This is a genomic window from Peribacillus asahii (assembly GCF_003570725.1).
GTDB classification, from domain to species: domain Bacteria; phylum Bacillota; class Bacilli; order Bacillales; family DSM-1321; genus Peribacillus; species Peribacillus asahii.
This window is the reverse complement of the sequence record NZ_QWVS01000017.1, coordinates 1-20,890: the sequence shown is the minus strand read 5'-3', so window position 1 is coordinate 20,890 and position 20,890 is coordinate 1. Positions and strand designations below refer to the sequence as shown.

Genomic DNA, 20,890 nt, shown 5'->3' with positions numbered 1-20,890 from the left:
AAAGTTAAAAGATATGGACTTTTTCAGTGCCCTCAGAATAGGGGCTATTTTTTTTTGCTTAACTATGAGAGAATGTTAATACAAAAATGGATAAAGAAGGAAAAACAGAAGGCTTGATAGAATTATAATAGCGTGGTTGTTATGTTGGTGGTTGGGTGGTTGATAAACCAAGAAAGGTGCTGAAAACGTTGATAAATCAGTTTTTAACAATGAAAGAACTGAAAGAGGCGCTTCCGGAGATCCCTGAGAATAGTTTAAAACGGTACCTACACGAACATGAAGAATATTTGAATTTTAAAAAGGAGCATAATCGTTACCGGATTCATGCTTCTGAAATTGAGAAGTTAAGATTAATCAGGCAGTTTTATGCTGAAGGTTTTAAAAGAGAAGAAGTGAATATGAAGCTGGAGGAACGTGGTATACCGAGAACGATTACTATGGATTTAGAGGATACATCATTGGTCTCGATCAACCATGAGCTTACAGATGTTAAGAAGCTGATTAGTTTTTTAGTTCAACAAAATGAACAATTTCGATTGCATCAAAATAGACTTAAAGAGCAGAATGCTGAATTAATTCATGAAATGTACGAGCTGAGGCAAAGCATGGAGGAATTTAGAGAATCACAAAGAATGCATCATGAAATGGAAGCTGAAAAAGTCTCTTATATGATGGATCATTTAGTAGCTGCTCAACAATCTTTTGAAGAAGTAAATAATAAGAAAGGGTTTTGGCAAAAAATATCTAAGCAGATAGACGCTTGTTATAAATTTTTCTTAAAGGGAAAGGTACAAAAACCAAATGGATAAAAAAAGAATCAACGTTTCGTTGATTCTTTTTTTAACGTCAAATTTCATGGAGCAGGGGTGAAAATGAGTCAAAATAATAATCATAATACCTTGCTCCAATAGTAGATAGCAGCCATTGAGATATACCTTTAAAACAATCTATTTATAGCTTTTCTGGCATTAGTCGTGGGAGTATGTAAATAAGCTTACTTGTCTCTTAAATAAAAAATATAATCAGTTGATACGCCCTCATACCCCATCTGTCTAATCATTGCAGCAATGTTTCCTCTATGGTACGTTCCGTGATTGACTATATGTTGAACGACTTCAACGATCTTGTTGTTAAATTGGTCCCCCTTCGTATTGTGATAACCAGCCATATCTTCAACATCTTTCGTATTGATAAGAAAATCTTTTATCTCATTATGTAAAATAGTAGATGCCTTTACAGTATCCTCGATTGTGCTGAATGATTTAGATACAATTTGCTGCAAACTATTTCCTTTCATCCGTAAATACCATAATTCATCCACTGCTATCATATGACCAAAGGTTTCAGAAATGGTAGGGAAAACACTATTCACTTTGTTAAGAAAAACTGCCTCTGGAAGACATTTTAAATGTTGAATTAACCTATCGTTAGCCCACACATGGTAATCAAATAATTGCATAGTCCATTCTTTCACTAATGATCCTCCTTAACGAACGTTCTTCATTTTTATAAATTATACTTCCGGATATCAGTTTATAGAATAGCGAGAATCAAACTCTTTTGTAGATTTCCCGTATGAAAAAGCTCATCTGTATGTTCATTTGTAAAGATTTTGTCGCATCAACGGATTAACTGTCGAACCCCTTATTATTTTATGAATCATGGTTTATAATGATGGCTGTTGCCTATGTTTTCTATTTTTTGTTAAAAATGAATAGGGAGTTAAGTTGCGAAATGAAAGTTTTATCACTTAAAGAGTTGGAATATAGAATTGACGCTGTAAGAACTCGTATGATTGTTGTAGGAAAATTAAAAGGACTTGGCCATCCCGACACGATTAAATCCAGTCAAGAGTTAGATGTTTTATTAAACGAATATCAAAAAATTAAAGCAAAATAACCTATCTACAAATGTATTAGTGATTTATAGGTATTTGTAACTATCATCTTGTATTTAATTCTCTATATTAAATGTGTTATTATGCCTATTGAGGCAAATTTTACGAAAGTAAGAGACGCAAAGCTACGGACCTAAAGCATTTTTGCCATGGTGGCCGAGTTGCCAGGAATTATTCCTGTATAATTATAATAAATAAAGTGGCATTTTCCTGATTTGCCTTAGTTTTTAAAGAAAGGTATTTCTATTATTGAAGAAGTCTATTTTGCTTGTGGATGATTCTCTTTTCATGAGAACGTTATTAAAAAGAGAGTTAAACTCAAATCATTTTACCGTTATTTCGGAAGCCGAAGATGGTCTAGAAGCGATAGAAAAGTATAAGATGCTTTCTCCGGATATTGTGTTGATGGATGTAACGATGCCAAAAGTTAATGGCATCGAGGCTTTAAAAGAGATTATTTGCTTCGATCAATGTGCAAAGGTTGTAATGTGCTCGGCACTTGGTTCACAACCATTAGTAATCGAAGCGTTAAAGGCTGGCGCTAAGGACTACATTGTTAAACCTCGTTTTGGTAACCTAAATAACACTCTTATTAATTTGTATTAGTCTACACCCAGTTCAAATGGGTGTTTTTTTTATCTCCAGATGTTTTAGTCAGAAGTATATGGCGATGGAGGTGTACTTAGAATATATAAAATACAACTATATTTCCATGTCATAAAATCTTACATGTTTATTGAAACTCTATCCTCACCTACATATACTTAAAACTATCAATAGTATATTGGTTCTGATTCTTGCAATCGATAACGAAAATGCTGTCTAGGGTTCCGGTTGAAAAACGTCTGGTCCGAGAGAGAGCGTACAGCTTACACGCTGTATACACGGAGGGAAAAAAGCCCGGGAGAATTTTTTTATAAAATTCTCCCGGGCTTTTTTGTTTTTCCGTGCCAAATTCAGAAAAGAGGGTGGATAATATGAATGGAAGTACAACCTTGGTTAAATCACTTAAATTGCATCAGGTAGTCTTTATGGGGCTAGCTTGGATGACACCAATGATCTTTTTTACTGTCTATGGTGTTGCACATGAAGCTGCCGATGGCATGATGGCAGCTGCCTATTTGACGGCGTTTATTGCTATTTTCTTTACTGCGTACAGCTACAGTCGCATGGTAAAGGCCTATCCTATTGCGGGATCAGCTTACACGTATACGAAAAAAGCCATTAACTCGAAAGCTGGTTTTCTTGTTGGATGGGCGTTGTTGATGGATTATATTTTTTCTCCTATTATTGCCATACTCACATTTGGTATCTTCATGAATACAGAATTTCCCGCCGTACCTGTGTTTGTTTGGATCATCGTCATGAATGTCATCCTTGCTGTCGTTAATATTGTCGGTATTAAATCTGCGGCACGTGTAAGCGGGATGTCTGTCCTCGTTCAAATTGGCTTCATTCTTCTATTTTGTATTTTAATCATAAAAGATATTTTAAATGGTGAGACAGGGGCTCATTCACTTTTCTCCATTACTCCTTTCTTCAGTGGTGACACAGCTTTTAGTTCTGTCTTTTCAGGTGCTGCTTTAATCTGCTTCTGTTTTCTTGGTTTTGATGCTGTTACAACAATGGCAGAAGAAACCATTGATGCTAAAAAAACAGTTCCTAAAGCAATATTTCTGATTATTCTAATAGCTATATCGATGTATATGGCCGTTTCCTATTTAACGCAAATTGCTTATCCAGATTTCGCTTTTGCAAATCCAGATAATGCAGCATATAGCCTTATTCAGCTTGTTGGCGGTAATTTGCTTAGTTCATTGTTCATTATGATACTAATCGTAGCAACCTTTACTCAAGGTGTTTCTTCCGTAACAAGTGTAAGTCGTTTCCTTTATGCACTTGGGCGCGAATCTATTTTACCGAAAAAATTGTTTACAACACTGCACCCTAAATACAAAACACCTGCTGCTAGTATTTTATTTGTAGCAATTATTTCACTATCAGCCGTATTCATTAATCTGGATACAGCAGTTATGTTTGTTAGTTTTGGAGCATTAACAGCTTTCGTATTTGTAAATCTGTCCGTCATTGCTCATTACTATATCAAGATGAAAAAACGTTCACCGAAAGATACATTTCTATATCTTATTTTCCCTCTAATTGGAGCCGTATTTATCAGCTGGCTGCTTACGTTACTTGATAAACATACATTGATAATGGGCATTAGCTGGGTTGTAGTTGGATTTATTTATCTTTTTATAAAAACAAAATGGGAACAAGCGAAAGAAGGCAAAATGCCAGCTCCATCTACGGATCATCTAACATCAAAAGAAATAATGTGAGATAATCTAACATGTTTGTTGTTTCTCTTTTTTCTAATCTTTATACTAAGCTTATAACTAATAACGAATAAAGGTTTCCACATCGAGTTGGAAACAAAAAAGCTCTCTAGGGTTCCGTTTAAAGTTCAAACTTTAAAGACTGGTCCGAGAGAGAGCGTACAGCATAGCGGCTGTATACACGGAAGGATAAAAGCCTGGGAGATTACGATCTCCTGGGCTTTTATCCTTTTTTCTATAAAAAGGAGGTTGTTCTTATGTATACTGTTTCATCCAAAATCATTCCTGCTGGTGGAAAATGGTCGAGTCGAATCAGCAGAGGCAAACAATTAACATTTACTGCACTTGAAGAGGGTGCTAACGTATCTCTGCTTTTATATAACGCAAATGATACAACCGAGCGTTATAACATGCCGGATACATTAAAAGCTCAGCACACAGCTCATCTAACCGTTGGCAATGTCCTTATGAGCGACAATGGCCGGGTGCTTGCAAGTATTATCGATGATTCACTCGGTTGGCATGATACGATTTCAGGCTATGCAACACGACAGATGATCGATGAACGATTTGGTCATACGACGTATCAAGAAAAGCGAAATGACTGGTACCGAAGCGGTGAAGAAAATTTCGCGGTTGAACTTTTTAGAAATGGATTAACTACTCGTGATCTTGTTCCTGTCGTGAACCTATTTTCGAAAGTATTTTGCAGCGAAGACGGAAATATGCATTTTGTCTCCAGTCACGCCAAAAAAGGTGACACAATTACGCTTAGAACGGAAATGGAAGTTCTAGTGATTTTATCTAATACACCAAACCCGCTTGATACAAGCAACACGTATCCATCTGTTCCAGTCGAATTAACGATTACGGACGCACAACCTGTTCAGGAAGATGATCGTTGCTTGAATTACCGTCCGGAAAATCGACGCGCGTTTGAAAATACATGGGATGACGTATTATTCACAAAAGGAGGAATTTTATAATGGCTGTTTTACATTACGCGGTAAGCGAACGAAAAGTAGAAGATGCGGTTTATAATCAAACAATTCCAGCTGGAGATGGTTGGACGTACACGCTGGAGCCTGGTCAAGTTCTACGCATTGTGGATTTAGAAGGCAATCAGGCAGCGGACACTCTCTTTTATGATGCAGACAACCCATCCGATCATTATAGTGCGGTGAACACGATTCAACGTCAGGGCAATGTTTATTTATCAACTGGCTCGGTACTTGTAGCTGAATCTGGTAAGGAACTGGTGAAAATCGTAGCCGACACTTGCGGACGCCATGATACGCTCGGCGGTGCTTGCTCTGCACAGAGTAATACGGTTCGTTATTCACACGATACACTTTCAATGCATAACTGCCGCGATACGTTTATGCTTCAGCTTTCGAAATACGGTAATCGTTTTACGAAACGTGATCTTGCACCAAATGTGAATTTCTTTATGAATGTTCCGGTTACCCCAGAGGGCGGTCTCACTTTTGAAGATGGGGTTTCAGCTCCAGGCTATTACGTAGAAATGCAGGCAGTGAACCGGACGCTCGTTTTAATCAGTAACTGTCCTCAATTAAATAATCCATGTAATGCATATAACCCAACACCTATTCAACTACTAATCTGGGATAACTAATCGATAAAGGAGTGGTCATAATGTTTAAGAAGGTATTAATCGCCAACCGTGGTGCTATCGCGGTTCGAATTGAACGAACATTGCGCAAGATGGGAATCACCTCTGTCGCTGTCTATACAAAAGCGGATCAAGATAGTTTGCATGTTGATTTGGCAGATGAAGCGATTTTAATTGGGGAAGGCGCAGCGAAGGACAGCTATTTAAATGCAGAGATTATTTTACAAATCGCTCTTGATACAGGAGTGGAGGCCATCCATCCTGGCTACGGGTTTTTAAGTGAAAATGCGGAATTTGCACGCTCTTGCCGTCAACATGGCATCACCTTTATCGGGCCGACACCAGAACAGATGGAACTTTTCGGCTTAAAGCATTCTGCACGCCAAATTGCTGAAAAAGCAAATGTTCCTCTTTTACCCGGAACTTCTCTTATTACAGAGTTAAACAGCGCTCTTGATGAAGCAGAGCGCATTGGATATCCGGTCATCTTAAAAAGTACAGCTGGAGGCGGCGGAATCGGTATGCGCGTCTGTGCGGATGAAGCTACACTGCTTGACGTATTTGATTCAGTATCTCGTCTAGCTGAAACGAATTTCAATAACGGCGGTGTCTTTTTAGAAAAATACATTCAAAAAGCACGTCATGTGGAAGTTCAGATTTTCGGTAATGGATTTGGCGAGGTGGCTGCACTTGGAGAGCGTGACTGCTCGATTCAGCGCCGCAATCAAAAGGTTGTTGAAGAAAGTCCGGCTCCTTGCTTATCTCCTGCTGTTCGCGAAGAGATGCTGTCTGCGGCCAAACGTTTAGCAGAAGAAGTAGGATATCGAAGCGCTGGTACAGTTGAGTTTCTATATGATCCAGAGACAGAACACTTCTATTTCCTTGAAGTAAATACGCGCCTGCAAGTAGAACATGGCGTTACGGAAGAAGTATTAAACATTGATTTAGTCGAGTGGATGGTTCGTGAAGCGGCTGATGAACTGCGTGAGCTTGATACACTATACTCCGCTCCAGTAGGACACAGTATTCAAGCTCGTATTTATGCGGAAGATTGTTTAAATGATTTCCGTCCAAGCGGCGGACAGTTGGATCAAGTCCGTTTTTCCCAACAGGCACGTGTTGAAACGTGGGTGCGTGATGGGCTGACGGTTACCTCTCTTTATGATCCGATGCTTGCGAAGATTATTGTTCATGCAGATACACGTGAAGAAGCTATTAATCAATTAAATAAAGCACTACAAGATACTAGATTATATGGGGTTACAACGAATTTGCAATACTTGCAGGCACTTTTGCAAGAGGATGACTGTCGTTCCGGCAATGTTCATACACAAATGTTAAAGGAATTTGCGCCAGCTGAGTCTGCGATTGAAGTGCTTGATGGCGGTATTCAAACAACTGTTCAAGATTGGCCGGGGCGCGTTGGACATTGGGATGTTGGGGTACCGCCATGCGGACCAATGGATCCTTTCTCATTCCGTATCGGAAACAAAATGCTCGGCAATGATGATCAAGCTGCCGGACTTGAATTCACGCTACGCGGTGGCTCATACCGTTTCCGTGGAGATACAGCCTTTTGCCTCACAGGTGCTGATATGAATGCTTCACTTGATGAAACGGACGTACCGATGTATAAAGTCATTCATGCAAAACGCGGCCAAATCCTTAAATTTGGCGAAGCGGCACAAGGTATGCGTACTTATTTACTTGTAGCTGGTGGATTGGATATGCCGCTGCATTTAGGCAGTGCTTCTACCTTTACACTTGGAGGGTTTGGTGGACACGGGGGCCGTGCACTTCGTACAGGTGATGTTTTACAAGTTAATCAGTGTGAAGTATCTCATACCGTAGAACTTCCAGCCAGCCAGCGTCCTGCGTTAACGAAGGAATGGACAATTGGTGTGATTCCAGGTCCGCATTGTACAGAAGAGTTCTTATTACCAGATTACTTGCAGCAGCTGACGGATACAAGCTGGGAAGTACATTTTAACAGCTCACGTACAGGCGTCCGTTTGATCGGTCCGGCTCCACTTTGGACACGTGAAGATGGCGGTGAAGCAGGGTTGCATCCTTCTAACATTCACGATAACGCGTATGCAATTGGAACGCTAGATTTAACGGGTGATATGCCAATTTTACTCGGACCTGATGGACCAAGTCTTGGCGGATTCGTTTGTCCGGTTACAACAGCATCCGCTGAGTTTTGGAAAATTGGCCAGCTTCATCCCGGTGACCGCATTCGATTCCAGCTTCTAACGTTGAAAGAAGCGGAAGAATTACGGAATGTACAGGAGGAATATCTCGGAACGATTGGTACACAGAATCAAGAATACGCTGATCTTCCAGTTTTGCCTGTAGGAGCAGCACAATTATCACCAGATTATCCTATCCTTGTTCAACGCACAGACAGCAGTTTCCCGATGACGATTCGTGCGGCTGGAGATGAGCATGTACTTATTGAATACGGTGATATGGAATTAGATCTGTTATATCGTTTCCAAGTACATGCGTTAATGGAAGCCATTCAGGCACGTACAGATATTCCAGTGTTAGATTTAACACCAGGCATTCGCTCTTTGCAGGTGCATATCGATGCATCCAGGATGTCGATTTCATCATTGTGTACAGTAATTGAATCCATTGATAGACAGCTGCCTCCTCTTGAAGAAATTGAAGTACCATCAAGAATTGTCCGTCTTCCTCTTTCATGGGATGATCCGGCAACACAGCTGGCGATTGATCGATATCAGCAAAATGTCCGTCCTGATGCACCTTGGTGCCCGAGCAATCTGGAGTTTATCCGTCGTGTAAATGGACTTCATGATATTGAAGATGTAAAGAATATTGTTTTTGATGCGAACTATCTCGTTCTTGGTCTCGGCGATGTGTATCTCGGTGCACCAGTTGCCACACCGATAGATCCGCGGCATCGTTTAGTTACTACGAAATATAATCCAGCTCGTACATGGACACCGGAAAATGCAGTTGGAATTGGTGGAGCGTATATGTGCGTATATGGAATGGAAGGCCCTGGAGGCTATCAATTTGTAGGCCGGACCGTTCAAGTGTGGAATCGCCTACGCGAAACAGAAAGCTTCCAGTCAGGCAAGCCATGGTTGCTTCGCTTTTTTGACCAAATTCAGTTTTATCCGGTTACTGCCGATGAATTGCTTACAATGCGAGAAGACTTTTTACGCGGTCGCTTTGAAGTCGATATTACAGAAACGACGTTTAAACTTGGGGAGTATCTAGCATTTCTTGATTCCATCAAAGAAAGTGCTGACGAGTTCCGCGAAACACAGCAAGCAGCGTTCAACGCAGAACGTGAAAGCTGGAAGGAACTTGGTTTGGCAGAATATGTGTCAGAACATGAAGTAGCAGAAACGGTAGAAGAAGTGCTGCCGGAAGGTGCTGAAGCGGTTCGTTGTACGATGCCGGGAAGTGTATGGAAAGTACTCGTATCACCGGGCGATGAAGTAAAGAAAGGTGACACTCTGATTATTGAAGAAAGCATGAAGATGGAGTTTCCGCAACTGGCACCATACGACGGGTTTATCGAGTCTGTACACGTATCGCCAGGAGATGAAGTCCATGCAGGTCAATTAATTGTTTCAATTACAAAAGAAAAGAGAGGTGCGTCCAATGGAAATCATGAGCATACCACAAACGTTGTCCATTCGTGAACTGAAGGAAAGATATCAATCAAATGAGCTAACACCCGAAGTACTTATTCAAGATATTATTAAGCGTGCCGAAGCAGATAAAGATATGAATATTTGGATTACACAGCCTTCTTTAGAGCGAATCCAGCCTTATTTAGATCGATTAAACACGATGGATCCAGAGCAAGCACCGCTCTGGGGCATCCCATTTGCGATTAAAGATAATATTGATCTTGCTGGTGTCCCTACGACGGCTGGATGTGCGGAATTTGCTTATACACCGGATGAACATGCGATCGTTGTAAAACGTTTGATTGAAGCGGGAGCGATTCCAGTTGGAAAAGCCAATTTAGATCAATTTGCGACGGGGCTTGTTGGAACGAGAAGTCCGTACGGTGAAACAAAAAATGCACTGAATCCGGATTTAATTAGCGGCGGCTCTAGTTCTGGCTCTGCTGTTTCAGTTGCACGCGGTCAGGTAGCTTTTGCACTTGGGACGGATACAGCTGGATCGGGACGTGTCCCTGCTGGGTTAAACCGCCTGATTGGTTATAAACCAAGCCGCGGTGCATGGCCGCTCAAAGGAGTTGTGCCTGCCTGTGCCAGCCTAGACTGTGTCACAGTTTTCGCCAACAGCCTGTCAGATGCAGAGCTTGTTGACCAAGTAGCGCGTGGATTTGAAGAAACAGATTCGTGGTCGCGTCCTATTAGACGTTGCTCAAACGCTTTACCAGAGAAAATTTGTTTACTGCAAGAAACTCCTTCTTTCTTCGGGCCATTCGCAGCTGAATATAAACAAGCTTGGGAAGCAGCTGTTGAACGCATCAAGCAACTGAATATTCCGATTGAATATATCGATGGCCAGTATTTATCGGAAGCGGCTGCTATTTTATATGACGGACCTTGGGTAGCAGAGCGTTGGGCTGATTTAGGTACATTTATTAAAGAAAATGAATATGCAGCGTTTCCTGTAACAGAAGCCGTTCTACGTTCAGGTGAAAAACCGGAATATGATGCTGCTTCTCTTTTTAAAGCAATACACAAACTGCAGGAGTTTACACAAAAAGCACATCAGCAATTGAAAAATGCTGTACTTATCATGCCTACATCTGGCGGTACATGGACACGAGCAGAAGTACGAGACAATCCGATTGGAACAAACAGTCAGATGGGGCTTTATACAAATCACTGTAACTTGCTAGACTTATGTGCGGTGAATATTCCGGCTGATGATGCAGCGGAAAATCTGCCATTTGGCATTACACTGTTCTCGGGACATGAAGATGAGCATCTAATTGTTGGTCTGTCTGATCTATTTCTACATGGACAACGCTCAGCAGTAAATAAAACAACTACACTAGTAGCGGTTTGCGGGCTTCATATGCGAGGCTTTCCCCTTGAAAAACAGATGATTGAACATGGTGCTTCCTTTATTCGCGAAACAAAAACGGCCCCAATATACAAGCTGGTCAAACTGGATACTAAACCAGAAAAACCTGGATTAATCAGAACTAATGATACAGGTACTTCTATTGAACTAGAGATTTGGGAAATGCCGTTATCTGAATTTGGCTCCTTTACATCGCTTATTCCAGCACCGCTCGGTATTGGGAAAATCCAATTGGAAGATGGAACAGAAGTACCAGGATTTATTTGTGAATCTGTCATTGAAGAACGAGCAGAAGATATTTCACATACGGGTGGCTGGCGTTATATATAATCGGTTTAATTGAAAAATAGAGTGACTTTGAGACTTAACCCATTTCAAGTAACACGCTTGAGGTGGGTTTCTTATTTAGTCAATCTGTTAAAAATAGCAATGCCTTATAAATTATATTGAAATATACAAGTAACTCCATATATGAAAGAGTATTGTAAAAACTAAAAATAGGATTTTTCCGTTAAAAAGAAGGAAATATGTCACGTTTCGACGAATATAGTTAATATATTTCTTTGGAGGTGTTGGCTATGGCCATTCGTTGTGGAGATTGTTACAGTTTATTAGAGGATCAAGATCATGTTGTGCTAGACGAGTTTAATACGTTAAGGCACACATATTGCGGCTACGATCTTGTTAGCGAGTTGGTCCAAGATGTCGGCACTTATAAAAATATCAAGGAAAAATATCAGTTTTTTGGTGAAGAGGTTAAATAAAAATTGGCGAAATAGGTCCTGTTCAGAAAGAACTAGGAGTGCGATTAAAAAGGCCGACTGCTATTTTAACAATGCTATATTGAAGTAAATAAAAAGAAGAAAACAACGATTCCGCTAACAGAGAAAAGTTGTTTTCTTCTTTTATTGTTTGGCCGGCCAATTGAAAGAAGGCAAGCTGATTAGGCTTGCCTTCATAGTATGATGAAATATTTAAAAAGCAGCGGGCTTATCCGCGTCTTCCGCCTCTACCGCCTCTTTTGGATTCAGTGTTACGTTTAAGAGATGATAAATTCTCTTCACTATTCTTTAAGAAACGAGTAATTTTGTCCTCAAAATTTTCTTTTGGTTTAAAATTACTTTTTGGACGAGAGTCTTTTGAATAGCTGTTAGGTCTTCCCTGACGTGGTGCACGTTGGGAATAAGTGGAGGTTTGTCCTTCTGGTTTATCTATAGCTTTTTTGATAGATAAGGAAAGTTTTCCGTCCTTCTCACTAAGCACTTTCACTTCGACTTGATCGCCTACTTTAAGATGGTCATTCACGTCTTTTACATAGCTATCTGCTACCTCGCTGATATGTACAAGACCTGTTGTTCCTCCCGATAATTCTACGAATGCTCCAAAATTAGTGATGCCTGTTACTTTCCCTTGTACCTTACTTCCTACTTCAATGGACATAAAAAAGTGTTCCTCCTCAATAATATTCCTACATATAATTTTAACAAATTAAAAAAGAATATCAATTGGATTTATATTCCTACTGTAAATTTTTTTTTTTGAAAGTTATTTAGGAAATGTAAATGAATATAAACATGTACATATTATTATACTCATCATTCGGTTTCTTCTGCACTAAAGTAAGTTAATTGAAGAAGGGATATAGGAAAAGAGCGAGGAAATGTACTTAAATAGATTGTATATTGGAGGGGAGTAAAGTGAATAGACTTTTCTTTGTTTTCTGTCAGCATGGCTGGTTGTTCCAAAACTCCTGAGTACTTCCTTATTCGTGTAAAGAATCATTAACCTAACAATGGGCAAAAAACCCCACCTTACACGTTAGTTAAGCGGGGTAGTTCTAGTATTAGTTAGCGTATTTCGTATAAGAGTTAACTAATTTCAGCGAATTTGTTTTTGGATTAAAAGTAAAGTTATAGATCGTTTTGTCTCCACCGCGATATTGAGACCAACCTTGCAATTTGTTCTTTCCTGTATACTTGATTGAATTTAAGTAAGTGTCACGAGGCACTTTTACTTTTGAAAGGTTTCCGCTTTTTACGGTATACATCGAAAGCACACCTATATCTCCACAAAAACCTCTTTCAAAATAAATAATTGTTGGAGAGGATTGTTGGTTACGGATACGCACTTTATCATCAGAGCCAGCGGCACATGAAGTATCACCATTAATGTAGTATTCGCTTCTTAATTTTGTTGATAAAGTTTTTTTGCTTTTTCCGGCATACTTTGTTGCAAATCGATAAGAATAATAGGTTGAGTCATATTCTTTCTTCTGACTTAATGTTGTTACATAAAATGTAGCCTTTTTCATGTTTTGGTCTTTAATAGTGTAAGACTTGGTAGTAGCTGCTTCTGCCGTTGAACTAAAAACTGACACTGATAATAGTAGAATAATGGCTATTATCATTGATAGGTATTTCTTCATCTGTTTCTCCTCCTTTTATAGTTATATTTTACCACCATTTATAGGAATTTTGGATTAATATAATGGGAAAATAAGCGAAAATTAACTTTCGAAGCATCGGTTTCTCCAAAAATGATATATTGGAAACATAAATCTGTTTTAAAAAGGTTATTATGTATAAAATTTACTTATTCAAAAGAGCGGAGAGGATCGTGCTAAATTATGTCCATACTAAATCATCAAATAGATGTCTCCTTTGAAAAACAGGTAGAGTGGTGGAAAGCAGTGATAGATTCTATCAATGATGGTATTTTGGTCATTGACCAAGAAGGTAGCGTTCAACTGATTAACCCCGAATATACAAGAATTACAGGAGTAACCTCTGACATCCTTGGAAAGCCGCTTCGAGAATATCGTCCTGGTGCACAGCTGCCTGATACGCTCGAGGATAGAAAATGTAGAGTAGGCGTATATCGGAAAACGAGGGATAGAGAGTATTTAGTGGATATGGCCCCTATCATCGTCAATGATAAAGTTATTGGAGCTGTCTCGGTCTGTAAAAGTCTAACTGAAGTTCACAGACTTTCTCAAGAACTCAAGAAACAAAATGAGAAGTTAAAACAATTAGAGAGAAAAATGGATTCAATGTACGAGGCAAAATATACATTTGATCAAATTATTGGAAAGGAAGCGGGTTTAAAAGGCGTTGTAACCGTTGCGAAAAAAGTGGCGGATTCTAGTTTGCCGATTTTAATTACTGGGGAAAGCGGGACAGGGAAGGAGCTCTTCTCGCAAGCTATTCATAATGAAAGCAGTAGAAATGGCCGGCCTTTTATACCTGTAAACTGTGCAGCTATCCCTGCTGAACTTTTAGAAAGTGAATTGTTTGGATATGGGGAAGGAGCGTTTACCGGTGCTAAGAAGGGCGGGAAAGCTGGCTTATTTGAAATGGCCAATTACGGAACGCTTTTTTTAGATGAAATTGGCGATATGTCTTATGATCTTCAAGCTAAATTATTAAGGGTGTTACAAGAAAAAAAGATTCGAAGAGTTGGAGAAACGATAGATCGCGACATTGATGTAAGAGTGATTGCCGCCACACATCGTGATTTACAACATCTCGTACATAAAAATCGCTTTCGTGAAGATTTATTCTATAGATTGAATGTAATCCGCTTACAGGTACCGTCGCTTCGAGAACGGAGAGAGGATATACCGAGGCTAATTGATTCATTTCTTCAATCAGCTTACTCTACGTATACCATCGAAGAGCAGACTTTGAAATTTCTATATACTTATGAATGGCCTGGGAATGTCCGGGAGTTAAAAAACGTGATTGACTATGCGACTTGTATAGCCGAGGGAACAGAAATCACACTCCACGATCTACCAGAGTCGATGATAAAACAAGGAGCGGAGTTATTTCAACAACAACCGAATCGCTCGTTACAGGGAGTAATGGAAGATACCGAACGGAGACTGATTCAAGAGACAATCAACTATTTTGGCACAGGTATTGAAGACAAGAAAAAGGCCGCCAAATCATTAGGCATTTCGTTGGCCACTTTATATAACAAAATTAAGAAATATAATATTGGCTCTTAAAATTTCTAAAATATTAGAAATATATCCACCTCATTTCTAAATATTTAGAAATGAGGTGGATAGCTTAATACCGATACGTAATAAAATATCTTTTCTAGTTCCTATTTCTAAAACATTAGAAATAGGAAGCGGAAAAATTGATTGGAAGAAAGTGCTTTTGGATAGCGCTTTCTTTTTTATTTTCTTCATAATTTCCCGAAAATCGATATTTTATAGGGAAAACAGTCAATGAAAATAAATTTTTTACAAGTTTATGTGGAAAATCCTATTTTCGGCATAATTCTTGTATTAATTAAAGATATAGATTAGTAGTTATAAAAACTAGTGAGGGGTGAGGGGTATTTTAGCATTATTAGGTTTCTTAACTATAGGAATTTTCTTGTTTTTAATTATGACTAACCGTTTGTCGGTCTTAATTGCTTTAGTTCTAGTGCCGGTCGTTTTTGCTTTAATTGGTGGATTCGGTTTAGAAATAGGGCAAATGATGTTAGACGGTGTCATAAAGGTTGCTCCTACAGGGATTATGATTGTTTTCGCTGTCTTATATTTTGGATTAATGATTGATACTGGTTTATTTGATCCGATGATTAACAAGATGCTTCAATTGGTCAAGGGGGACCCATTGAAGGTTGTGATCGGTACAGCGGTCATTACGATGCTTGTCGCATTAGATGGTGATGGCGCCTCTACTTTTATGATTACGGTGACAGCTTTACTGCCTCTTTATAAAAGGTTGAAGATGAATCCGCTCGTGTTGGCAGGTGTTGTTGCCTTGGGAGCTGGAGTTATGAATCTTGCGCCATGGGGTGGGCCTACTGCAAGGGCAATGACAGCCTTAAATACGGATGCTGCTGCATTGTTTCATCCTGTGCTGCCTGCGATGATTGTGGGAATCTTGTGGGTTCTGTTCTCAGCTTTTTGGCTTGGGAAAAAGGAAAGAGCAAGATTGGGAATTATCAATTTGAATGAGGGATATACCGGCATTATGGAAGAGCAAGCTGCCGCTATAGAGGCTAAACGTCCTCAACTTTTTTGGTTTAATCTTATTTTAACCATTATTCTTCTCGTGGCTTTAGTTAAGGTATGGCTGCCGCTTCCAATCTTATTTATTATCGCTTTCTGTATTGCCTTACTCGTCAATTACCGAAATCCTAAAGAACAGCAGGAACGGATATCGAGCCATGCAGGGAATGTTGTACTCGTTTCTACGATGATTTTTGCAGCGGGGATTTTTACTGGAATTCTTACAGGAACAAAAATGATTGATGCAATGGCTTCTTCCATGGTTTCGATTATTCCTGAATCATTAGCTGGCTATCTGCCTGTACTTGTAGCGATTACGGGTATGCCTCTTAGCTTAGTCTTTACACCGGATGCTTATTATTTTGGGATTCTTCCTATTATTAGTCAAACGGCCGCTTCATTCGGCGTTGATCCTATTGAAATCGGTCGGGCCGCTATACTTGGACAAATGACGACTGGATTTCCTTTAAGTCCGTTAACAGCGTCTACTTTTATTCTTATCGGGTTAACTGAAGTTCGTTTAGGTGATCATCAGCGTTTTATTTTTAAATGGGCATTTGGGACAACGATTGTTATGACGATTGTCGCGTTACTAACAGGAGCGATTACTATTTGAGGTGATGAAAATGATTAGAATTGGATCTGGGGCAGGCTTTTCAGGAGATCGATTAGAACCTGCAGTTTTACTCGCGGAAAAAGGGGACTTGGATTATCTCGTATTAGAATGTTTGGCTGAACGAACGATTGCCCTAGCGCAAAAGCGAAAAAGTCAAAATCCTTTATTGGGTTATGACCCTTTATTAGAAAAAAGAATGGAACGCCTTTTACCAATCATCTGTAAAAATAAAACTCGAATTATTACGAATATGGGAGCGGCAAATCCTATTGGCGCTGCTGAAAAGATTGTAGAAATTGCCCAACGCCTTGGAATTTCGATTAAAGTAGCCGCAGTAACAGGAGATGATGTTCTAAAGTACATTAACGCTGATGACCGTGTTCTAGAGACGAATGAACCTATATCATCGGTTCAACATGTCATTTCAGCAAATGCTTACCTTGGTGTAGAAGCGGTATTACCAGCTTTAGAGACAGGTGCGGATGTTATTATTACTGGTCGAATAGCTGATCCTTCCTTATTTCTGGCTCCGATGATTCATCATTTTGGTTGGTCCGTAGATGATGTTGACCTACTGGCAAGAGGAACAATCATTGGCCACTTATTAGAATGTGGAGGACAACTGGCTGGCGGCTATTTCGCTGATCCAGGCAAAAAAGATATACCAAACTTTGCTGAACTAGGGTTCCCATTTGCTGAAGTAGAATCTGATGGTTCTGCCGTGATTAGTAAAATAGAAGGTACAGGTGGATTGATTAATTTAGCGATAACGAAAGAACAGCTTCTATATGAAGTAATGAATCCATATGAGTATATAACACCCGACGTTATTGTCGATTTCACATCCGTGTATATCCGTGAAATCGGTCCAAATCGTGTTGAAATACGTGGCGGAAGAGGGAACAAGAAACCGGATACGTTAAAGGTGAGTGTAGGCTACCAAGCAGGGTTTATCGGAGAAGGGGAAATTTCTTATGCGGGGTCTAACGCATTAGGGAGAGCTAAATTAGCTGGAGAAGTGATATATGAGCGATTGAAAGAGGAAGTCCAGGATCTTCGGATTGATTATATCGGCGTTTCGTCTGTGCACCGGACAACTTACGGACAATCTCATCCTTATGAAGTCCGGCTGCGAGTTGCAGGTAGAGCCGCCACTTTAGAAGAGGCGGTAAAAGTGGGAGAAGAAGTAGAAGCCCTCTATACAAATGGACCTGCCGGTGGAGGAGGAGCGCGTAAATATACAAATGAAGTCGTTGGGATCGTTTCTACCCTAATGCCACGAAATAAAATAGATGTACAAATTACGATAAGGGAGAGCGTGAAGAATGAAGAAAAAATTGTATGAACTTGCCCATAGTCGTGCTGGGGATAAGGGAAATACGCTTATGCTATCTCTCATTCCTTATAATGAAAAGGACTACCCAATGATTCGCGAGAAGGTCACAGTTGAAAAAGTGCAAAAGCATTTAAAGGACATTGTGGAAGGTGATATTGTCTGTTATGAGGTGCCCAATATATCAGCGCTTCAGTTTGTATGTCATCAAGCCTTGCTGGGAGGAGTGACCACTTCGTTAGGAATGGATACTCATGGAAAGAGCTTAAGTTATGCATTGCTAGAAATGGAAATTGAAGTATAAGAGAGAGGACGAATAAGATATGTATCAAAGAACCGGAGATTTCTTCGGTTCTTTTCTATATTCGAGGAAATAATCTCCATGACTTGTTGAATATTTTCAATCATCTATAATATTAAAAGGTAGGAGAGCTTCGATGAGGTAGTCCAACAGATTTGATTCTTTACAAGTCTAGCATCATAATCGGTTCTATCTATATTGTATATAAAACAGATAAACGTTCTGGGTTGTCTCAAAAGCCGGATTACTCAATTATGACCTTCATGACTCTGATGAAGGCTATTTCTCCGGCGTGGTTTCTCAATTTTGTCATGTAACGCACTTTGAGGACGGCAAAAAAGAAAGTATCTGAGGAGAACGATTATTCAATTAAATAGGAAGGCTGTCCTGAATACCATTTTTGGGACAGCTTCAATGCTTGTATTGTAATTTACCTCTTTAATGATGTAATCAATAAGATCATTACAATAAATCAAGAAAGCTATAGAACAAAATGAAAGAAGTGGAAACAATGAAGGAAGAGTGGAAAGTATTTTTTCAATTATTTTGGACCTTTTTTAAAATGGGGCCTGTCACGTTCGGAGGCGGCTATGCCATGATTCCTTTAATCGAAAAAGAAGTGGTAGAAAAGAGAAAATGGTTAAAAAGTGAAGAAGTTACCGATGTGTTTGCGTTATCTCAGACTGTACCAGGAGCGGTTGCGATTAACTCTGCAACTTTTATTGGGAAGCGAATAGGCGGGGTAAAGGGTGCTGTTGCAGCCATGCTTGGTATTTCGTTGCCGACCTTTTTTATTGTGCTAGCCTTGGGCATTTTATATTTTTTCTTTCAAGATAATCCAAAGGTAGAAGCTGCCTTTCTAGCCATTAGAGCATCTGTTGTCGCCTTAATTGCTTATGCAGCCATCAAAACAGGAAAAACAGCCATTACTGACAAATCAACATTAGGCATCATGATAGTAGGTGTTCCACTTCTCTTCGTCATTCATCCTATATTCGTCATTTTACTTGGTGCTTTAACAGGAATTGTTTGCAGGTTTGTTAAAAGAAAATTGGGATATAACATGGAGTTAGAACAAAAGAACGAGGATTATAAAAACCACCCTGATTATTTCATGGGTGCGGGGATTTAAGAAGGGAGGTGCAAGCGATGATATTATGGGAGCTATTTAGAACATTCTTTGTCATCGGTTTTGTATCGTTCGGAGGCGGCTATGCGATGATCCCCGTAATAGAAGCTGAAGCCTCCCAACACGGATGGATGACAACACAACAATTTACCGATGTTATCGCCATTGCTGGGATGTCTCCCGGTCCAATTGCAACAAATAGTGCCATTCTAGTCGGATATTCTACAGCGGGCATAGCAGGAGCCATCATATCTACTCTCGGAGTCTTGCTTCCTTCTATTATCTTGGTCCTTATTGTAGCTACCTTTTTTACTAAATTACAAAACTATTCAATTGTTCAATCGATTTTTTATGGATTAAGACCTATTGTCGCTAGTTTAGTTATCTATGCTGCATTAAGTTTTGCTCTTTCCAACAATTTGATTACGATAAACGTTTCATGGCATACAGTAAGCTTATTGTTTATCTTTGGGCTATCACTTGTGTTGTTATTGAAATTCCGTTGGCATCCTATCTATATCATTATTCTTTCTGGGCTAGTGGGGGTTGCTCTTTACTCATAAGAAGAGTAAGGGCAATTCCTCATTAATCCGTATGATATGAGCATTCCCTTCATATGTTTTAAGATAATGATTTGGACAAGGGGATGCTTTTTATGAAAAAATTAGCTGTGTTACTCTTTTCAAGTGTTTGTATCGGAATGGGTCTAAATATATTTATACTTCCCCTCCATCTAATAAATGGAGGGATATTTGGCATAAGCTTGTTAATCAAATATATTTGGGGCATTCAGGTCGGGCACAGCATGATCATGCTCAATACTCCTATATACTTCCTATCTCTTCTATATGATAAGTCCTATTTCATTAATGCGATTCTTGGATTGGTTTTTACTTCAACAATGATTGATTTGCTAGCACCACTAAACGGATTATTACATCTACCAATCTTAATCAGTGCAATTCTTGGTGGAATCACAATTGGAATTGGTGTCGGCTTCATGATTCGGCTACACATCAGCCCCGGAGGAATCGATTTATTAGCGCTTTTAATTTCAAAATCAAAAGCCATTAATCCTGGAATTGTTATGTTTCTTATTGATGTATTCATCATAATTGCCGGAATTATTATATTAAAAGACCTTAGGTTAATTTATTCGATTATCACCATTTCCTGTGTGGGGCTATGTGTTGGACTACTTAATACGTTTAGGTCTATAAACTTTTATGTACGATAAAAATGCTTTTCTTACCTCGGTGTTAAAATTTAATGTTGATTTATATATATCAATATAGTATTATATAAAAACCGGCTAAGAAGTGATAATAGTCGTTGTGTTGAAAAAACAATTTTATCTTCAATAAATAATTGTTACGAAAAATATTTCGAAAAAACAATTGACGAATTGGAAATAAAGGCGTATAATCAATTCTTGTCAGCAAGACAAATTAGTTCTTTGAAAACTAAACAAAACAGAAACGCCAACGTAATTTTTTAAGTGAGCACACACTATTAAAAAAGTGCAACATGAGCAAGTCAAATTCTATCGGAGAGTTTG

Annotated in this window: 19 protein-coding genes and 3 riboswitches; of the genes, 16 read left to right on the top strand and 3 right to left on the bottom strand. The window is 39.2% G+C overall.

Annotation, left to right across the window (positions count from 1 at the left end; all coding sequences use genetic code 11):
* The first annotated feature begins 188 nt into the window (after positions 1–188).
* A complete protein-coding gene (locus D1953_RS10810) occupies positions 189–809 on the top strand; it encodes a hypothetical protein (protein ID WP_182480577.1) in 621 nt (206 codons plus the stop codon).
* 185 nt (positions 810–994) lie between these two features.
* Here the strand turns inward: D1953_RS10810 and D1953_RS10805 are convergent, their stop codons facing one another.
* Positions 995–1,474: a DinB family protein gene (locus D1953_RS10805; protein ID WP_119117200.1), complete on the bottom strand. Its 480-nt coding sequence runs from the start codon at positions 1,472–1,474 to the stop codon at positions 995–997.
* Positions 1,475–1,734: 260 nt separating this feature from the next.
* Between D1953_RS10805 and D1953_RS10800 the strand changes: the two genes are divergently transcribed.
* The 8 genes from D1953_RS10800 (at position 1,735) to D1953_RS10765 (ending at position 11,685) form a co-directional block, all read left to right on the top strand.
* Positions 1,735–1,899, top strand: a complete 165-nt coding sequence (locus tag D1953_RS10800; protein WP_119117199.1) for an aspartyl-phosphate phosphatase Spo0E family protein — start codon at positions 1,735–1,737, stop codon at positions 1,897–1,899.
* An 82-nt stretch (positions 1,900–1,981) separates the two neighbouring features.
* Positions 1,982–2,066, top strand: a riboswitch (cyclic di-GMP riboswitch).
* An 80-nt stretch (positions 2,067–2,146) separates the two neighbouring features.
* Positions 2,147–2,503, top strand: a complete 357-nt coding sequence (locus tag D1953_RS10795) for a response regulator (protein ID WP_119117198.1) — start codon at positions 2,147–2,149, stop codon at positions 2,501–2,503.
* Between the two features lie 205 nt (positions 2,504–2,708).
* A riboswitch (guanidine-I (ykkC/yxkD leader) is annotated at positions 2,709–2,806 on the top strand.
* 68 nt (positions 2,807–2,874) lie between these two features.
* Positions 2,875–4,239, top strand: coding sequence for an APC family permease (locus D1953_RS10790; RefSeq protein WP_119117197.1), 1,365 nt, complete (start codon positions 2,875–2,877; stop codon positions 4,237–4,239).
* A 95-nt stretch (positions 4,240–4,334) separates the two neighbouring features.
* A riboswitch (guanidine-I (ykkC/yxkD leader) is annotated at positions 4,335–4,442 on the top strand.
* A 51-nt stretch (positions 4,443–4,493) separates the two neighbouring features.
* Positions 4,494–5,222, top strand: coding sequence for an urea amidolyase associated protein UAAP1 (locus D1953_RS10785; RefSeq protein WP_119117196.1), 729 nt, complete (start codon positions 4,494–4,496; stop codon positions 5,220–5,222).
* Positions 5,222–5,872: an urea amidolyase associated protein UAAP2 gene (locus D1953_RS10780; RefSeq protein WP_119117195.1), complete on the top strand. Its 651-nt coding sequence runs from the start codon at positions 5,222–5,224 to the stop codon at positions 5,870–5,872. The genes D1953_RS10785 and D1953_RS10780 overlap by 1 nt, the downstream gene beginning before the upstream one ends.
* A gap of 20 nt (positions 5,873–5,892) precedes the next feature.
* Entirely contained in the window at positions 5,893–9,552 is a 3,660-nt protein-coding gene (uca, locus tag D1953_RS10775) for an urea carboxylase (RefSeq protein WP_119117194.1), read from the top strand.
* Positions 9,512–11,251 carry an allophanate hydrolase gene (atzF, locus tag D1953_RS10770; protein WP_119117193.1) on the top strand — a complete coding sequence of 580 codons (1,740 nt, stop codon included), beginning with the start codon at positions 9,512–9,514 and terminating at the stop codon, positions 11,249–11,251. Before uca ends, atzF begins: the two co-directional genes overlap by 41 nt.
* A gap of 248 nt (positions 11,252–11,499) precedes the next feature.
* The gene (locus D1953_RS10765; protein WP_119117192.1) at positions 11,500–11,685 is read left to right on the top strand and encodes a hypothetical protein; all 186 of its coding nucleotides are present in this window, start codon (positions 11,500–11,502) and stop codon (positions 11,683–11,685) included.
* 226 nt (positions 11,686–11,911) lie between these two features.
* Here D1953_RS10765 and D1953_RS10760 read toward each other — a convergent pair whose 3' ends face one another.
* Positions 11,912–12,361, bottom strand: coding sequence for a S1 domain-containing RNA-binding protein (locus tag D1953_RS10760; protein ID WP_119117191.1), 450 nt, complete (start codon positions 12,359–12,361; stop codon positions 11,912–11,914).
* A 403-nt stretch (positions 12,362–12,764) separates the two neighbouring features.
* Positions 12,765–13,346: a hypothetical protein gene (locus D1953_RS10755; protein ID WP_119117190.1), complete on the bottom strand. Its 582-nt coding sequence runs from the start codon at positions 13,344–13,346 to the stop codon at positions 12,765–12,767.
* Between the two features lie 201 nt (positions 13,347–13,547).
* Between D1953_RS10755 and D1953_RS10750 the strand changes: the two genes are divergently transcribed.
* The 7 genes from D1953_RS10750 (at position 13,548) to D1953_RS10720 (ending at position 20,569) form a co-directional block, all read left to right on the top strand.
* Positions 13,548–14,930, top strand: a complete 1,383-nt coding sequence (locus D1953_RS10750; protein ID WP_119117189.1) for a sigma-54 interaction domain-containing protein — start codon at positions 13,548–13,550, stop codon at positions 14,928–14,930.
* Between the two features lie 340 nt (positions 14,931–15,270).
* The gene (locus D1953_RS10745) at positions 15,271–16,569 is read left to right on the top strand and encodes a CitMHS family transporter (RefSeq protein WP_119117202.1); all 1,299 of its coding nucleotides are present in this window, start codon (positions 15,271–15,273) and stop codon (positions 16,567–16,569) included.
* Between the two features lie 10 nt (positions 16,570–16,579).
* Positions 16,580–17,914, top strand: a complete 1,335-nt coding sequence (locus tag D1953_RS10740) for an acyclic terpene utilization AtuA family protein (RefSeq protein ID WP_119117188.1) — start codon at positions 16,580–16,582, stop codon at positions 17,912–17,914.
* Positions 17,895–18,206: an AtuA-related protein gene (locus D1953_RS10735; protein WP_119117187.1), complete on the top strand. Its 312-nt coding sequence runs from the start codon at positions 17,895–17,897 to the stop codon at positions 18,204–18,206. Before D1953_RS10740 ends, D1953_RS10735 begins: the two co-directional genes overlap by 20 nt.
* 508 nt (positions 18,207–18,714) lie before the next feature.
* Positions 18,715–19,335 carry a chromate transporter gene (locus tag D1953_RS10730; protein ID WP_119117201.1) on the top strand — a complete coding sequence of 207 codons (621 nt, stop codon included), beginning with the start codon at positions 18,715–18,717 and terminating at the stop codon, positions 19,333–19,335.
* A gap of 17 nt (positions 19,336–19,352) precedes the next feature.
* Positions 19,353–19,895 (top strand): chromate transporter, encoded by a 543-nt coding sequence (locus D1953_RS10725; protein ID WP_119117186.1) that lies wholly within the window; start codon positions 19,353–19,355, stop codon positions 19,893–19,895.
* A gap of 92 nt (positions 19,896–19,987) precedes the next feature.
* The gene (locus D1953_RS10720; RefSeq protein ID WP_119117185.1) at positions 19,988–20,569 is read left to right on the top strand and encodes a YitT family protein; all 582 of its coding nucleotides are present in this window, start codon (positions 19,988–19,990) and stop codon (positions 20,567–20,569) included.
* The last annotated feature ends 321 nt before the right edge of the window (positions 20,570–20,890 follow it).

Bases quoted from the DNA above. Each gene is read 5' to 3' on its own strand.
- atzF (WP_119117193.1), top strand. From the start codon at position 9,512: ATGGAAATCATGAGCATACCACAAACGTTGTCCATTCGTGAACTGAAG.
- D1953_RS10720 (WP_119117185.1), top strand. From the start codon at position 19,988: ATGAAAAAATTAGCTGTGTTACTCTTTTCAAGTGTTTGTATCGGAATG.
- uca (WP_119117194.1), top strand. From the start codon at position 5,893: ATGTTTAAGAAGGTATTAATCGCCAACCGTGGTGCTATCGCGGTTCGA.
- D1953_RS10740 (WP_119117188.1), top strand. From the start codon at position 16,580: ATGATTAGAATTGGATCTGGGGCAGGCTTTTCAGGAGATCGATTAGAA.
- D1953_RS10730 (WP_119117201.1), top strand. From the start codon at position 18,715: ATGAAGGAAGAGTGGAAAGTATTTTTTCAATTATTTTGGACCTTTTTT.
- D1953_RS10765 (WP_119117192.1), top strand. From the start codon at position 11,500: ATGGCCATTCGTTGTGGAGATTGTTACAGTTTATTAGAGGATCAAGAT.
- D1953_RS10750 (WP_119117189.1), top strand. From the start codon at position 13,548: ATGTCCATACTAAATCATCAAATAGATGTCTCCTTTGAAAAACAGGTA.
- D1953_RS10755 (WP_119117190.1), bottom strand. From the start codon at position 13,346: ATGAAGAAATACCTATCAATGATAATAGCCATTATTCTACTATTATCA.
- D1953_RS10735 (WP_119117187.1), top strand. From the start codon at position 17,895: ATGAAGAAAAAATTGTATGAACTTGCCCATAGTCGTGCTGGGGATAAG.
- D1953_RS10780 (WP_119117195.1), top strand. From the start codon at position 5,222: ATGGCTGTTTTACATTACGCGGTAAGCGAACGAAAAGTAGAAGATGCG.
- D1953_RS10800 (WP_119117199.1), top strand. From the start codon at position 1,735: ATGAAAGTTTTATCACTTAAAGAGTTGGAATATAGAATTGACGCTGTA.
- D1953_RS10790 (WP_119117197.1), top strand. From the start codon at position 2,875: ATGAATGGAAGTACAACCTTGGTTAAATCACTTAAATTGCATCAGGTA.
- D1953_RS10725 (WP_119117186.1), top strand. From the start codon at position 19,353: ATGATATTATGGGAGCTATTTAGAACATTCTTTGTCATCGGTTTTGTA.
- D1953_RS10785 (WP_119117196.1), top strand. From the start codon at position 4,494: ATGTATACTGTTTCATCCAAAATCATTCCTGCTGGTGGAAAATGGTCG.
- D1953_RS10760 (WP_119117191.1), bottom strand. From the start codon at position 12,361: ATGTCCATTGAAGTAGGAAGTAAGGTACAAGGGAAAGTAACAGGCATC.